Genomic DNA, 14,889 nt, shown 5'->3' on the forward strand with positions numbered 1-14,889 from the left:
TTATACCATTTCATCCCCGCCGCGACCGGCCAGAACAATCGTGCCTTCATCAGACATTTTGCGCGCCACGGCAATAATACGTTTTTGCGCATTTTGCACTTCAGTCAGTCGAATAGGACCAAGAGCTTCCATTTCATCTTGAATATTGGCCGCAGCCCGCGTTGACATACAACCAAAGAGCTTATCTTTCAGGAACTCATCAGCACCCTTGAGCGACAGGATAAGATCCTCCATCTCAACGCTTCTAAGCAAGGTCTGCAACGAGCGATCATCTGACATACCCAGATTGTCAAAGGTAAACATATTGTCTTGGATTGCCTGCATCAGATCTTTATCGGCTTTCTTGACATCATTCAGAATGCGTTTTTCCATCGTTTCTTTGGTGAAGTTCATAATTTTAGCGGCTGCTTTCACGCCGCCCACTTGTGATGACCGCAAGCTGGTATTCGCTTTGAATTTACTTTGCATCACTTTTTCAAGTTCTTTAAGTGCCGCCGGATCCACCATTTCCAATGTGGCAATACGAATGATCACCTCCGATTGCATTTGCGTATCCAAAAGCCCCAAGACATCCGAAGCCAAACCAAAATCCAAATAGGATACGATCAACGCAACGATCTGCGGATGCTCATCTTGCACCAATTCCGCAATCGAGCGTGCATCCATCCAATCTAGAATTTCAATCGGGCGCTCACTGCTGGCGGGTGTAATGCGGCTAAGAACTGATTGCGCCTTATCATCACCAAGCGCTTTTTGCAGCACATTACGAATATAATTACCGGCTCCTAAGCCCAAACTGGTTTGCTTTTTGATAATTTCTAAGAATTCATCGAGAACCGAATTCACCGTTTCTTGATCGGCCGTGGCCACCGAATACATTGCGGTTCCAAGATGTTGGACTTCTCGAGGCGATAGATTTTTCAACACCTCTGCCGCTTCATCTTCGCCCAGCAGCATCATTAGGATCGCAGATTTCTGCGTTCCTGTCAGCTCGATCACTTCTTCTTCTACGCCTACTGCCTCAGCCATCTTCCGCTACCTTCATCAAATCACGTTCATGTCTTTTTCCATCATCGCCTTAAATACATTAGACACCCGGCCGGCTTCGTCCCCCACCATCATTCTGATCAATGCGACCTTATCATCATAAGAATTCGCCGTATCTAACATTTCAGCTGAAATCGCCGTTTTCTTAGGCTTCAACTTAGCTTTCAGATCTTCAAGCGATTGTCCGTCCTGCAAATCCATAGCCTCGAGCTCTGCCATATTTTGATCTGCAAAAGAGGCTTTCAAAGCATCTTGAGATGGCGTTAGCAGACGCGCCATCAAGGGACGAAGAATTCCTAACGAAACCACAGCAATGATTAACAACATCACAGATTTATTCATCAAGTCACGCACCCATGGCTCTTGGTACCATTCAATAACCACTCCATCAACAATTTTGGTCATGAAGGGACGGCTAGAAATAATCACCATATCCCCACGCTCAGGCGTCAGGCCCAATGCATTGGTCACCAAAGCTTGAATTTCTTGTTTTTCCTCAGCGCTGATCTTTTGAACTTGCGATTGACCATCGGGGCCCACGAGCATTTGTTCACGCAATAATACGGCGACGGTAATTTTTTGAATTTTCGCCGACGGCATTTTACGCGTAGAAATCTGGCGGCTGACCTCATAGTTCTGAACTTCGCTGCTCGACCGCATCATGGGATCTGCTTTTTGTACCGTCTTGGCTTTTTTGGGCGCATCTGGAAGCGCATAATCCGCAACAGTATTGCCAGTGTTCGCATCTCCGGGCACGGCGTTTAGATCATCCACCTGCGGCGCGGCATCGGCTACAGGGGCTTCCCCTGCTGCATCTGCGTCAGTTCCTATGACATCAGTTTCATTTCCAATCGCATCAAAATTGCTTTGCGCCGGCGGCGTATTGCCAACTGATCCCGGAATACCTCGGGCTCTGTTCGCCACTTGTTCATCAACACTTTTTTGTTGGCTCAACAGGACGTTGTCAGGCAATACCCGATCCTCGGTCACCTCCAATGTGGTGAAATCTATATCAATATTCACTTGGCTTGATACGTTTCCAGGACCGACAATCGGCGTTAGCAGGCGTTCCACCCGGCTGCGGTAAATATCTTCAATCCGCATCCGGTATTGAAATTGCAACTCAGACGCGGTTGACGCCGCATCCTCAATAGAATTTGACAGCAAGCGCCCCGCCTGATCCACGATCGACACTTTGCTCTTGCCCAAATTTGGTACGGATGAAGACACTAAATTCACAATCGCTTCCACTTGCGTCGAACTCAGCGTTCTTCCAGATGCAAGTTCTATAAACACCGATGCGCTTGGCTCTTGGGTATTGCGTGCAAATGCAGACCGCTCTGGGATAGCCAGATGGACGCGTGCATTGGTGATCGACTCTATTTCAGTGATGGAACGGGCTAGTTCATATTCTAATGATTGTTTGATTTTTAAGGCTTCTACAGACCGGCTTGTGCCCATTGGCATGTCATTCAAAGCTGATGAGCCCGTCGGCGCTTGCATCGGGATACCTTGCGACGCCAAATTCAATTTAGCATTGTGATAATCATCTACCGGGACGGTTAATTCACCGGTGGCCGGGTCAATTTGTACATCCATACCGTTATTTTTCAGCGCATCAAAAACGCGGGCTTTTTCGCCTTCGCTCAATGAGGCAAACAGCGTTGTGCGGTCTGGTGTTTGAATGGCAACGTAGACAATAAGACCCACAATCGCCACTACAGCCGCTGCAATACTAGGCAGCGCTCGTTGAAAAGCAGGTTGACGATAAAAGCTATCGGCTTGTTTGAAAGATGATCTAATAGCTGGCAACATGCCGCCCTGTTGCGCCGCTGGATAATCCGTATTGGTTGTTAATTCAGTCATTATTCACACGTTTCTTCCATTAAACAGGCATATTCATGATTTCTTTATACGCGCTGAGGGCTTTGTTTCGGACATTCAACGTTAATTGAAAGCCAAGCGATGAAATTTGCTGCTCAACCATCACTTTTGAAAGGTCTTGTTCGCGGCCCAATTCGTAATCTTTTACAGATTGAGCGGCTTTGTTTTGCGACTCAGCCACAGAATTCAAAGACTCGCCCAACCGCTCGGCAAAAGACACGCCAGCCGGTTTAAAGCCCGTGGCCTCAGCCAGTTTAAGCTTCATAGAATCGGTTTTGGCCAATGCGTTGGCTTGTGACGATTGGATCGACTGCAAGCTGCTGACACCTGAAATAGCGGACATGACCTATCTCTCCTCAAACATGCGATACGAGAGGTTCATCAAGATGATATTCCGGGCTCGGCGTATCGATCATAATATCCTCAAATTCGATAATATTGCTATTGCGCAGCACGGTTGCGCGTTGAATGACATTTTCCAGCTCGCGCACATTCCCAGGCCATGAATACTCCAGCAAACGCTGCAAGGCCGGGCCAGAAATCGTTGGAAAATTCTCTAAATCGCTTTGATGGCGCACCAGCAATTCGGCAGCAATTGGAATGATATCTTGCAAGCGTTCGTTCAGCGCCTTGGTGGCCAAAGGAAACACGTTCAAACGAAAATAAAGATCTTCGCGGAACCGCCCGCGCCGGATTTCCATCGGTATATTTCGGTTGGACGTCGCCAGCGTGCGCACATCCACAGGGATTGGCGCCGAAGCCCCCAAAGGAACAACAGATCTTTCCTGTAACACCCGGAGCAATTTGGCTTGCAGCGGCATCGACATCTCCGAAACTTCATCTAACAGCAATGTGCCGCCATCCGCTGCTTGAAAAATACCATCGCTGGATGTTGAAGCCCCGGTAAAGGCGCCTTTTTTATGGCCGAATAAAAGCGCTTCCAGCATATTTTCTGGGATTGCCGCGCAATTGATGGCGACAAAGGGCTTTTCAGCCCGCGAAGACTTTTTATGAATGTACTTCGCCAAAACCTCTTTGCCACTGCCCGTTGGGCCATTCACGAACACATTCACCTGTGCCCTGGCAACGCGATCACCCAATTTAAGCAGATCAACCGAAACCGGATCTGCGGCAATCGTGCTATCCCCATCGGTGATGAAACTCGCAACAAGCGCGAAGATAAAGGATTGTGCCATATCATCTGAGACGATTGGCATCGAGACGCGCAGCAAAGCGCCATTCATCGAGCGTTCGACGCGAAAAGCCTCAGCTGCTTCATCCACGATCACAATCGATTTCGCGCCGCGTTTTTTCACCATCTCTACAACCGCTTTCAGACCGCCTAGTTTTTGCTCAAATGCGGCGCTCAAAATGGCTTTTACTTTTTGTCCTTGGGCATCCCATGTCTCTTTCACTTCAGAATGCTCAACAATGCTGCATTGATAATTCTGAAGAATCTGCGACAGTTTTCCAGCAAATTTAAAATCAGAAACGTGTAGTGAATACAGCATTTTTTTCTCCTTCAGGATATAACAGGCAATTAGCGTGCCAAAAAATACCTGTGATTAAAGAAGCGTATTTTTAAGGTAAATTTAATATGCCGACGCGGTGGAAATGATGCTTAAAAGCCCAAAGTTTTCTGAGAAGCGCGCGAATTAACGTATTGTTCTGGCCAACATATCAAAATGATGCGAAAACCGTGTTATACGCAACGCATGCCCAAGGATCGACAGACTTCATGGCCGGATCAAAATTCCTTGAGAATTTAATCGCAGGATCTTCCGAAAAAATTCAGGATGTGCGCAAACATATTGAGCTTGCCGCCCCGTTTCCAGTCAGCGTTATGGCCGTGGGTCCAACCGGGTCCGGCAAAGAGCTTATCGCAAAAGGCATTCACAAACTGTCCGGGCGCAGCGGAAAATTCATTGCCGTCAACTCTGCTGCAATCCCCGCCGAGCTTCTGGAAGCGGAATTATTTGGATATGAAAAGGGCGCTTTCACCGGGGCAGATAAGGGGCGCAAAGGCAAAGTAGAAGACGCAGGAGGCGGCACGCTGTTCCTTGATGAAATCGGGGATATGCCACTGTCACTTCAAGCGAAACTGCTGCGGGTTCTAGAAACCAAAACCGTTCAGAAAATTGGCTCAGAAAAATCTATTCCTGTAGATTTCAGATTGGTTTGTGCAACCCATACGGATATCGGTGAAATGGCCCGACGCGGAGAATTTCGTGCTGATCTTCTGTACAGAATTGCAGTTTACACGATTGCGAACCCTCCCCTTGCAGAGCGCGTTGAAGATATCGAAGAGCTCATCACCGTGCTCTCAATGCGCTTAAAGAAAACCGAAAAGAAAATATTACCCGTCAGCTTTGAGCCCGATGCAATTGCGTTTTTACAGCAATATGATTGGCCAGGGAATATTCGGGAACTCGCTAATTTTTTGCAAAAATGTTCGGTTCTTTACAGCGGTGAACGGCTCGGAATTCAAAAAATTGAACCGCTCATGCCAAATTTCCATGACGGTGTTTCGACGGTTAAAGATCAGGCAACCTTTTGGGATGGTGCGCTACAAGATCAATCACCAAGCACTCCGTTTCTTGATACAAAGCAGACATTGCTTGAACAATCTCGGTTTTTTGCGGCAGATCAACCTTTGAACCTGCATGAATTTCTTGCCGATGTTGAAGAGAATTTGATCGTCGCCGCCTTGAACGAAACCGAAGGAAATGTTGAAAAAGCCGCGGGCAAATTGGGCATCGAACCCGATATGCTGATGCAAAAAATTAAACAATTCTCTTTGGCCGAAAAAGAGCTGCTAGCACCATCAGATCGACTTCTTTAAAATCCAAAATCACACGATAAAATGGTGCCACGTCAATGGGCCTTGCCCTTTCAAGAAACTCTGCCAAGCCTCTGATATTCTCTGCTTCTAAGGATAAAATATGCAAAACCCAACAGCCGCGATGCTTGTCATCGGAGATGAAATTCTTTCCGGAAGAACCCAAGATACGAATACGCAGTATTTGGCCGCCGCGCTCACAGATGCCGGTGTTGATCTAAAAGAAGCGCGCGTGGTCAGCGATGATGCTGATGCCATCAAACAGGCCGCAAGCAGCCTTTCAGCAACCTATGACATGGTGTTTACGTCAGGGGGTATCGGGCCAACACATGACGATATTACCGCCGATTGCATCGCTGCGGCCTTTAACGCACCCATCGATATTCGCGCGGATGCGCGTGCCCTGCTAGAGGCCCATTATGAACGTCAAGGCAGCGAACTCAACGCTGCCCGGCTGAGAATGGCGCGGATACCAGAAGGGGCAAGCCTGATTGAAAACCCGGTTTCAACCGCGCCCGGCTTCACGCTTGGCAATGTGCATGTAATGGCCGGAGTGCCATCTGTTTTTAAAGCCATGGTCGCCAGCGTTCTACCACAGATCACAGGGGGTGCACCGCTGCAAAGTAAAACCCTGCGAATTGAGCGCGGCGAGGGTGATATTGCGGCGCCGCTAGGCGCGCTTGCAACGCGCTTTCCCGATCTATCCTTTGGGTCCTATCCTTTTCAAAAAAATGGTCTTTACGGCTCTAATATCGTGATAAGAGGCAGCGACCCTGAGCGGTTAGAAAACGCTTTCAAAGCTTTATCTGCTTATTTAGGCGCGTGATACGCCCATTTCACAACGCCAAGCAGGCGCTGGAAGGAACCTGGCCATGCAAACGACAATTCGAGCTTGGCCCGTGGCGTATATTCCAATCGGATGGCGGCGGAAAACGTGTGTGCGCCGCGCGTTTGGCCTTCGATCAGATTTCGGCCACCGCGCCAGAGATTGATGGGGCTGAGCAGGCGCTGCGCGATTTAAATCAACCGCTTTTGTTTCATATTGATGAGGGGCAAAGCGAGCTGGATAAAGCGCTTGCACAGCGCGGCTATCACCTTGTTGATCCCACCGACCTATTGGCCCAACCGGTGGCCGATTTATGCGACCAACCGCTTCCCAAAACCACCTTATTCGAGATTTGGCCTCCTTTGATAATCCAAAAAGATATTTGGGCGCTCGACGGGGTTGGCCCGCAACGCATGAATGTTATGGACCGTGCAACACAGGCTAAAACCAGCCTTCTGATCCGTTGGAAGGGGCGCGCGGCGGGCACTGCATTTTTAGCCTGTCATGGGGCTGTGATCATGGTGCATGCGTTAATGATTTTACCCGAGCAGCGCGGACAAGGCCTAGCGAAATGGGCGATGCGCAAAGCTGCATTATGGGGTCAAAGTCAGGGCTGCTCCATTTTAGCCGTGGCCTGCACAAAAGAAAATTCCGTAGCACAAAACCTTTATTCTTCACTCGGGATGAAACATGTGGGACACTACCATTACCGTTTGAAAGGGGATCTTCAATGACGTCAAAGCCGCAGGTCACAGCGCTGAACCTTCCACCCATGGACCCTTTGCCAGAGGCCACGCAAAAATATTTTGATGTGTGCGAAGAAAAACTGGGCATGGTGCCAAATGTCTTGCAAGCCCATGCGTTTGACGTCGAAAAATTAGACGCGTTTAGCGGCCTTTATAACAGTTTGATGCTTGCCCCCAGCGGTTTAAGCAAATTAGAGCGCGAAATGATCGCTGTCGTCGTTTCTTCGGTGAACCGGTGTTTTTATTGCCTAACCGCCCATGGTGCGGCAATCCGCGCTTTGTCCAAAGATCCGATCCTGGGGGAGATGATCGTTATGAATTACCGCAGCGCACCGCTTGATCCACGGCAGCGGGCAATGCTCGACTTTGCCGAGAAAATTACAAAGAACAGCTCTGAGATTGAAGAGGTTGATCGCCAAACCCTACGTGATGTTGGCTTTAGTGATCGCGATATCTGGGATATTGCCAATGTCGCCGGCTTTTTCAACATGACCAATCGGGTCGCCAGCGCTGTTGATATGCGGCCAAATGATGACTATCACGCCCAAAGCCGTTAGCCGCATCCTGCTCGCCCTTTGGGTTGAGGTTTGCCTGATTGCACCAGCAATGGCGCAAGCGCCATTGGTTTTGCCAGACCCAATCATTGAACAGTTTTCAGAAACGCACGCTTTTGGCCAATATGATATGCCGCTTGAGATTTGGAAAAATGCTGCACTGAAAACCCGCACAGTGACAGGCGAATTGCATAAATCGGCGTGGAAACTGCCGCAAAGCCTGTTGGAAATCAACCAATTTGCCGCGCCTATTTTAAGCCAGTTACAAAATATGGGGTTTAACGCGCTGCTCGATTGCCAATCTGCTGAGTGTGGGGGATTTGACTTCCGATTTGCAACAGAGGTGATCGATCCGCCATTTATGTATGTCGATACAACTCGTTACCGGTTTATCGCGCTGCAAAAAGATGAACACATCAAAACATTGCTTTTCAGCAAATCGGGAAATGAACTGTTTTTGCAAATCATTGAAGCTGGCGGGCGCACGTTAATAGAAACGACAAACTTGCCCAGCGCCCAAACCAACGCTGCGCCACCGACCAAAGATGTCCGCACCGCGCTGCGCAAAAACGGCTTTGCAATTTTAAGCGGGCTGGCGTTTGATTCAGGTTCCGAATCCTTAGGACGTGGGCCCTTTGAAAGCTTAATCAGCCTCGCTGAATTTCTGCAAACTGAAAAAGAAGCAAATATAATCTTGGTTGGCCACACGGATAACAAGGGCTCATTCGAGGTGAATTTGGCGCTCTCCAAACGGCGGGCGCAGGCCGTTGCAAGCTATCTGGCAGATGAATTTGGCATTGATCCGGCACGGATTATGGCGCAGGGGGTTGCGTATTTATCCCCCGTTGCAAACAATGACAGCGAAGCCGGACGGCGCCAAAACAAACGCGTTGAAGTCTTGCTACAACGCTAAATCACATTATCGACGCGCACGCAAAAGCGATATGCGCGCCTCTCCCCTACAGCGATAAGGCAAGCCGAACACCTTGATCGATTGCCCTTTTGGCGTCTAATTCGGCGGCAACATCCGCACCACCAATTACATGTGCAGCGCGGCCGTGCTGGATCAAGATATCGGCTAAGCTGCGCTCGGGCTCTTGGCCCGCGCATAAGATAATATCATCCGCTTCAATCATCTGCGGGGTTTCGCGCGCCGCTCCAAAAGACACCCGCAATCCTTGTTCGGTGATTTCCTCGTAATTCACCCCGCCAATCATTTCCACGCCCTTCATATGCAGCGCGGATCGATGGATCCAGCCGGTTGTTTTGCCAAGGCGCTTGCCATGTTTTTCAGCCTTGCGCTGCACCAAAGTCACCGCGCGCGCCGGCGCCTGGGGTTGCGGGCCATCCGCGGCCAAGCCGCCACGCGTTTCCTCAGGGTCTCCAACGCCCCATTCGCGCATCCAATCTGGCAAGCTCTCCGTCAGGCTGTCGCCGGCGGGGTGCAATAAATATTCAGACACATCAAAACCGATACCGCCTGCCCCTATCACAATCGCTTTGTCGCCAATCTTAACCCTACCGCTCAGCACATCGATGTAGGAATGCACATTGCGCCCGGTTTGCCCTGGTATCGCAGGATCGCGCGGGCTTACGCCAGTGGCGATAATCACTTCATCAAACCCTTCAAAATCAGCCGCACCTACCTCATATCCCAGCCGCATATCCACCTTCAACAAGGTCATCATCGTTTCAAACCAATCCACAAGTCCCCAGAATTCTTCTTTTCCCGGAACTTGCTTGGCCAAATTTAACTGGCCGCCGATACGGTCGGATTTGTCAAATATAGTCACATGATGCCCACATTGCGCGGCCGTCATCGCGCAGGACAAACCCGCCGGCCCAGCCCCGACAATCGCTATTTTTTTTGGTTTTTCCGCGGGCTTAATGGCCAATTCTTTTTCAAAGCAGGCCCTTGGATTCACCAAACAAGAGCTGATTTTTCCGCTGAATGTGTGATCCAAACAAGCTTGGTTGCACGCGATGCACGGGGCAATCTCGGCGGCTTTGCCAGCCGCAGCTTTGGCCACAAAATTCGGATCCGCTAAAAACGGCCGCGCCAGGCTAACCATATCAGCGCACCCGCTGGAAATCAGATCTTCTGCCACGTCTGGGGTGTTTATCCGATTGCTAGTTATGATCGGGATCGATGTTTTTCCCATCAGCTTTTTGGTCACCCAAGCGAAAGCGGCCCGCGGCACCGAGGTGGCAATGGTTGGAATCCGCGCTTCATGCCACCCAATACCCGTGTTCAGAATATTAGCCCCAGCTTTTTCAACCGCCTGCGCCAATTGCACCACTTCATCATGCGTGGATCCGTTGGGAATAAGATCAATCATCGACAGGCGGTAAATCAAGATAAATTTGCTGCCAACTGCGGCACGCACACGTTTGACAACTTCCACTGGCAAACGCATGCGATTTTCATAGCTGCCACCCCATCGATCGCTGCGTTTATTTGTATGGGTGACCAAAAACTGATTAAGGAAATACCCCTCAGAGCCCATAATTTCCACGCCATCATAGCCTGCCTGCTTGGCGCGTAGGGCTGTGGCGGCAATATCGGCAATTTGTTTTTCGATCCCCGCCTCATCAAGCTCTTGCGGAATAAAGGGCGAAATTGGCGATTTCACCGCCGAAGGCGCCACACAATCAGCGCTATAAGCATAGCGTCCAGCATGTAAAATTTGCATGGCGATTTTTCCACCTGCCGCATGGACACGCTGCGTAACGATCTTATGGTGCGCGATATCTTCCTCTGAACAAAGCCCCGCCGCGTTTGGAAACACACCGCCCTCTTTATTTGGCGCAATCCCACCCGTAACCATCAAAGACACGCCGCCCCTTGCGCGTTCAGCATAAAATTCAGCAACTCGATCCCAGTCATGCGTTTCTTCAAGATTGGTGTGCATCGATCCCATCAAAATGCGGTTTTTCAACGTTGTGAAACCAAGATCTAAAGGGGTGAAAATGGATGGATATTCAGCAGACATTTGGCCTCTCGCGATTACAATAGGTCATCGTGCCAAATCATGGTTTGATTGTCACGCAATACGCAACGTAAAAACTTTAAAAGCCACTTTTACGCGATGCGCGAAAAAGCCGCTTCAGAAGATCTATTTCAGCCCGCAATTCCGCCATCTCAGCGCGAAGATCTTCGCCGTTCAAATCACCGCCCGACAGCACGATCCGCGACAACACTTTGGAGCTGCCCTGCTCAACAATCAAAAGCATATAGGTACCAGATCCAATAGCTTCGGGCGGAATTGGCACGGATAATTCATAACAATTTTCCATATTCAGAGGGTCAACCCGCACGCCACGGATCGGGCGCCCTTGCAAAAGCACGTCAATCTTGGGCGGGGGCGCTTTCAAATCGGAAGGTTGGTTTAGCAAAGCCCGCCAAATGCCTTCAGCGAAGCGCGTTGGCTCAATGCGAAGCGACATCGGCGCGCCTTTCTAAAGAACCCTCTTCGGTAGAGAGATTGAAATCAATGATTTGAATTTGCGTGTAACGCGGAGCCTCAAAGATCAGATCGATCCAAAGCGGCGCGTCGGAATCTGCGCTTAATTTAAGCGGCCGCAGCCTGAACTCCCACGAAAACTCACCATCTTCGCGGTGATGGGTATCCGCCTGTAAAGACAGGTCATCCAGCTCGGGAATATTGAGGCGGAGATGCGTATGCAGTTCGGTTTCAAAATTTATACGCGCTCTACAAATCAACACCCCCGTTTCCATAAGACGCCGGCGGCTGCCCATCGGCAGTTGAATCGCGAAAGATAAAAAGCTGCTTTTTATGTCGAAAATATCCAAACACACGCAATAGCTTGCTCCGGTTTGAGCGCTTAAATCCTTTCGCTGGGAAAGCCAATATTGATCAATTTGCAAATGCTCTGGGCTAAACAATTGGATATTCTTGCCCAAGGCAATGCTTCTGCCGCCCAGATTTGCAGCTCCCATATCCATTTTTGTGCACCAAAAATCGGGACGCCACCCCCAAATATCAGAGCCGCTAACCTTCCCCCTGCGCGCGGTTTGAAGCCGCAGCTCTAAACCTGAGACAAACCGCTCAAGCTGATGGCGCAAGATTTTTGACTGCTTATATACCCCCCATATGCGCGGCGTTTTCTGCGCGCGCAGCCATGAATTCGGCCGCGATAATACATAGAAAAGGTACCTGCGGATCAGAAACGCCCGCATCGGCTTTAAAATCACTGTCAGTCTCTAAATCAATTAACTATCAGGCAATTATAGCGATAAATCACATTCAAGCAATTTATCTTTGGCAGGCCTGCGCCCCTACATGAGCTTATCCAACAGGGCGGGCTTTTGGACGCGGCCCGCTAGAGGTATTTGGTTTCACACTGGGCCGCATTTTTGAGCCGGCAGGGTGCACAGAAACGCCCTGCAAGCTGCGTGACAAAAGCATACGCGCCATATTTTTTGTAAACATGGTATCCGCTGGCATGTGAAGCGTGGCAATCAGCATGTGGGTATCGCGCAATTCAACGCCTTGCCACAAAGTTTTTTGTAATCCAGAAACAGATTGGGCTGCCTGCGATGTGTTTTGAACGAAAATCTGACGCTTATCGGCAAAGATTGTTGACACATGTGCATTCGGGTTTGCCGTCTTGAACTGCTGGGCTACATCGGCAAGGCTGATTTCCTGATCCGCCACCAATGACAATGTGATCACACCATAGGCCAGCAAACCGTCGCGTTCCGAGCAAGCCTGCAGCGTTACAAATTCTGCTGTCTCTGTGCTTTGGCCGAGATCTGGATTGACGCAATAGCCCTTTGGCGGCCGAATGATCGCACCTGAGGGAAGATTTTGCTGCGTTATCAACCCTTCATATTGCGTATTAAGAAGCGGTGGAAGCCCAGCGCAGCCACATAGCGTTATCATAAAGCAGAAAATGGCCCACTGACCAAAACGCCAGGGGGCCATATTCACCTTCACAGATCCATATACGCGTGTTTTTCGGCTTTACCACCGGGATGCGTCACCGCGCCTTTATAAATTTCTCCGACCAATTGCGAATATTTCCAAAGCGCACCTGCGGCATAAATCGTATCGCGCGGGCCCGACCATTGGGCCTTGCGCTCGGCCAACTCTGCATCGTCAAGCGCAACGCTGATTTCACCCTTTAACGCGTTCAGCGTGATCATATCGCCATCTTTCAGCAAAGCGATCGGGCCCCCATGCGCGGCTTCTGGGCCGACATGCCCAACGCAAAAGCCCCGCGTTGCGCCAGAAAAGCGCCCATCGGTGATCAGCGCCACTTTCTTACCCATACCTTGCCCCGAAAGCGCCGCCGTTGTGGCCAGCATTTCGCGCATGCCCGGGCCGCCAGCAGGCCCTTCATTGCGGATCACAAACACATCGCCTTCCTGATAGGTTCGGTTTTGAACCGCCTCAAACGCATCCTGTTCGCATTCAAACACGCGCGCAGGCCCAGTGAAAACTTGAGCCTCTTCGGACATGCCCGCAACTTTCACAATCGCGCCTTCGGGCGCCAAATTGCCTGTCAAACCAACAACACCACCGGTTTTTGTCAGCGGAGTGGCGATCGGGTAAATCACCCGCCCATCAGCTTCGCGGGTGATTTTGTCCAAATCTTCCCCCATGCTATTGCCAGAGGCGGTGAGACAATCTTCGTGCAACAACCCGGCTTTGCGCAATTCTTTCATCACAACCGGTACGCCGCCTACCTCGTAAAGATCTTTTGCAACATATTTTCCGCCCGGCTTAAGATCCACAAAATAGGGTGTGTCGCGGAAAATCTCGCACACATCTTCAAGATAAAAATCAATGCCGGCCTCATGTGCAATCGCGGGCAAATGCAGCCCTGCATTGGTCGAGCCTCCGGTGCATGCTACTACCCGCGCGGCGTTTTCAAGCGATTTCAACGTCACCACATCGCGCGCCCGAATATTCTTTTCAAGCAAGGTCATCACGGCGCGACCCGAAGCTTCTGCGTATTGATCGCGGCTTTCATACGGGGCGGGAGCACCGGATGAATTCATCAGCGCAAGACCAATGGCCTCAGACACACAGGCCATCGTATTGGCGGTAAATTGCCCACCACAGGCCCCTGCCGAGGGGCAGGCCACGGCTTCCAGCTTTTCAAGATCGCAAGTGCTTAGATTGCCCGCCTGATGTTGACCCACGGCTTCAAAAACATCCTGCACTGTCACATCTTTGCCATCTAAACGGCCCGGCAGAATAGAGCCACCGTATAAAAACACAGAGGGCACGTTTAAGCGCACCATCGCCATCATCATACCAGGCAAAGATTTATCGCAACCGGCCAAACCAACCAGCGCATCATAGCAATGCCCGCGCATCGTCAATTCAACCGTATCAGCAATGGCTTCGCGGCTGGCCAGCGAGCTGCGCATCCCCTCATGGCCCATCGCGATCCCATCGGTAACCGTGATGGTGGTGAATTCACGCGGTGTGCCCAGCGCTTGTTTGACGCCCATTTTGGCAGATTGTGCCTGACGGTTTAGCGCGATATTGCAGGGCGCCGCTTCGTTCCAGCAGGTGGCAACACCGATCAGCGGTTGATGAATTTCCTCTTCCGTCATGCCCATCGCATAATAATAGGACCGATGCGGTGCCCGAGATGGACCTTCGGTAACATGACGGCTTGGTAGCTTAGATTTATCGAATTTACTCACGGTCTCTCTCCCTTATGCGTTGATTGGTCATACAAAAGCCCAAAAGGCGAAACAAGTCGCTTTCTTCTGTCAGATAAAAAATCAACATTACAAAGCGCTGAAATGGTCCAGCGCTGCCGAAGCGAAAACCGGCAGTAGCCTTTAAATTAAGCAGCCGCTAAGACGGTTTTTTGCTGGATCGAAAGGCCTGAGACCACCCAAACTAAGCAAAGCCTATTGAAACCAGCTGGCAGATACCCCACCTTTCAAGCAATCAGTCACCGCTTCGATCAATAAGGGGAATTCGATTGTCAGACAGGCTGTTCCAC

Annotated in this window: 14 protein-coding genes; 5 read left to right on the forward strand and 9 right to left on the reverse strand. The window is 50.3% G+C overall.

Annotation, left to right across the window (positions count from 1 at the left end):
* The 4 genes from fliG to UM181_03130 are packed head-to-tail and all read right to left on the reverse strand — an operon-like array spanning position 1 to position 4,442.
* A complete protein-coding gene (fliG, locus tag UM181_03115; protein ID WQC63616.1) occupies positions 1 to 1,029 on the reverse strand; it encodes a flagellar motor switch protein FliG in 1,029 nt (342 codons plus the stop codon).
* A gap of 15 nt (positions 1,030 to 1,044) precedes the next feature.
* Positions 1,045 to 2,913 carry a flagellar basal-body MS-ring/collar protein FliF gene (gene fliF, locus UM181_03120; GenBank protein WQC63617.1) on the reverse strand — a complete coding sequence of 623 codons (1,869 nt, stop codon included), beginning with the start codon at positions 2,911 to 2,913 and terminating at the stop codon, positions 1,045 to 1,047.
* Positions 2,914 to 2,932: 19 nt separating this feature from the next.
* Complete coding sequence (fliE, locus tag UM181_03125; GenBank protein ID WQC63618.1) at positions 2,933 to 3,274, reverse strand: flagellar hook-basal body complex protein FliE; 342 nt, start codon at positions 3,272 to 3,274, stop codon at positions 2,933 to 2,935.
* Between the two features lie 13 nt (positions 3,275 to 3,287).
* A complete protein-coding gene (locus UM181_03130; GenBank protein WQC63619.1) occupies positions 3,288 to 4,442 on the reverse strand; it encodes a sigma-54 dependent transcriptional regulator in 1,155 nt (384 codons plus the stop codon).
* Positions 4,443 to 4,594: 152 nt separating this feature from the next.
* On the opposite strand from UM181_03130, the gene UM181_03135 reads away from it, so the two are divergent.
* From UM181_03135 to UM181_03155, 5 genes are all read left to right on the forward strand, one after another.
* Positions 4,595 to 5,773, forward strand: a complete 1,179-nt coding sequence (locus UM181_03135; GenBank protein WQC63620.1) for a sigma-54 dependent transcriptional regulator — start codon at positions 4,595 to 4,597, stop codon at positions 5,771 to 5,773.
* Between the two features lie 100 nt (positions 5,774 to 5,873).
* Complete coding sequence (locus UM181_03140) at positions 5,874 to 6,596, forward strand: molybdopterin-binding protein (protein ID WQC63621.1); 723 nt, start codon at positions 5,874 to 5,876, stop codon at positions 6,594 to 6,596.
* Entirely contained in the window at positions 6,593 to 7,330 is a 738-nt protein-coding gene (locus tag UM181_03145) for a GNAT family N-acetyltransferase (protein WQC63622.1), read from the forward strand. The genes UM181_03140 and UM181_03145 overlap by 4 nt, the downstream gene beginning before the upstream one ends.
* Positions 7,327 to 7,899, forward strand: coding sequence for a peroxidase-related enzyme (locus UM181_03150; protein WQC63623.1), 573 nt, complete (start codon positions 7,327 to 7,329; stop codon positions 7,897 to 7,899). The genes UM181_03145 and UM181_03150 overlap by 4 nt, the downstream gene beginning before the upstream one ends.
* Positions 7,871 to 8,809, forward strand: a complete 939-nt coding sequence (locus tag UM181_03155; GenBank protein ID WQC63624.1) for an OmpA family protein — start codon at positions 7,871 to 7,873, stop codon at positions 8,807 to 8,809. The genes UM181_03150 and UM181_03155 overlap by 29 nt, the downstream gene beginning before the upstream one ends.
* A gap of 46 nt (positions 8,810 to 8,855) precedes the next feature.
* Here the strand turns inward: UM181_03155 and UM181_03160 are convergent, their stop codons facing one another.
* From UM181_03160 to ilvD, 5 genes are all read right to left on the reverse strand, one after another.
* Positions 8,856 to 10,889, reverse strand: a complete 2,034-nt coding sequence (locus UM181_03160; GenBank protein WQC63625.1) for an NADPH-dependent 2,4-dienoyl-CoA reductase — start codon at positions 10,887 to 10,889, stop codon at positions 8,856 to 8,858.
* A gap of 76 nt (positions 10,890 to 10,965) precedes the next feature.
* A complete protein-coding gene (locus UM181_03165; GenBank protein WQC63626.1) occupies positions 10,966 to 11,343 on the reverse strand; it encodes a hypothetical protein in 378 nt (125 codons plus the stop codon).
* Positions 11,327 to 12,097: a DUF6478 family protein gene (locus UM181_03170; protein WQC64689.1), complete on the reverse strand. Its 771-nt coding sequence runs from the start codon at positions 12,095 to 12,097 to the stop codon at positions 11,327 to 11,329. Before UM181_03170 ends, UM181_03165 begins: the two co-directional genes overlap by 17 nt.
* Positions 12,098 to 12,206: 109 nt before the next feature.
* Positions 12,207 to 12,857: a hypothetical protein gene (locus UM181_03175; GenBank protein ID WQC63627.1), complete on the reverse strand. Its 651-nt coding sequence runs from the start codon at positions 12,855 to 12,857 to the stop codon at positions 12,207 to 12,209.
* Positions 12,854 to 14,581 carry a dihydroxy-acid dehydratase gene (ilvD, locus tag UM181_03180; protein ID WQC63628.1) on the reverse strand — a complete coding sequence of 576 codons (1,728 nt, stop codon included), beginning with the start codon at positions 14,579 to 14,581 and terminating at the stop codon, positions 12,854 to 12,856. Before ilvD ends, UM181_03175 begins: the two co-directional genes overlap by 4 nt.
* Between the last annotated feature and the right edge of the window lie 308 nt (positions 14,582 to 14,889).

Source organism: Alphaproteobacteria bacterium US3C007, assembly GCA_034423775.1.
Classification (GTDB): domain Bacteria; phylum Pseudomonadota; class Alphaproteobacteria; order Rhodobacterales; family Rhodobacteraceae; genus Thalassovivens; species Thalassovivens spotae.

Excerpts from the sequence above, each read along its gene's own strand:
- UM181_03155 (WQC63624.1), top strand. The coding sequence starts at position 7,871 with ATGATGACTATCACGCCCAAAGCCGTTAGCCGCATCCTGCTCGCCCTT.
- fliF (WQC63617.1), bottom strand. The coding sequence starts at position 2,913 with ATGACTGAATTAACAACCAATACGGATTATCCAGCGGCGCAACAGGGC.
- UM181_03130 (WQC63619.1), bottom strand. The coding sequence starts at position 4,442 with ATGCTGTATTCACTACACGTTTCTGATTTTAAATTTGCTGGAAAACTG.
- UM181_03160 (WQC63625.1), bottom strand. The coding sequence starts at position 10,889 with ATGTCTGCTGAATATCCATCCATTTTCACCCCTTTAGATCTTGGTTTC.
- UM181_03170 (WQC64689.1), bottom strand. The coding sequence starts at position 12,097 with ATGCGGGCGTTTCTGATCCGCAGGTACCTTTTCTATGTATTATCGCGG.
- fliE (WQC63618.1), bottom strand. The coding sequence starts at position 3,274 with ATGTCCGCTATTTCAGGTGTCAGCAGCTTGCAGTCGATCCAATCGTCA.
- fliG (WQC63616.1), bottom strand. The coding sequence starts at position 1,029 with ATGGCTGAGGCAGTAGGCGTAGAAGAAGAAGTGATCGAGCTGACAGGA.
- UM181_03140 (WQC63621.1), top strand. The coding sequence starts at position 5,874 with ATGCAAAACCCAACAGCCGCGATGCTTGTCATCGGAGATGAAATTCTT.
- UM181_03150 (WQC63623.1), top strand. The coding sequence starts at position 7,327 with ATGACGTCAAAGCCGCAGGTCACAGCGCTGAACCTTCCACCCATGGAC.
- UM181_03165 (WQC63626.1), bottom strand. The coding sequence starts at position 11,343 with ATGTCGCTTCGCATTGAGCCAACGCGCTTCGCTGAAGGCATTTGGCGG.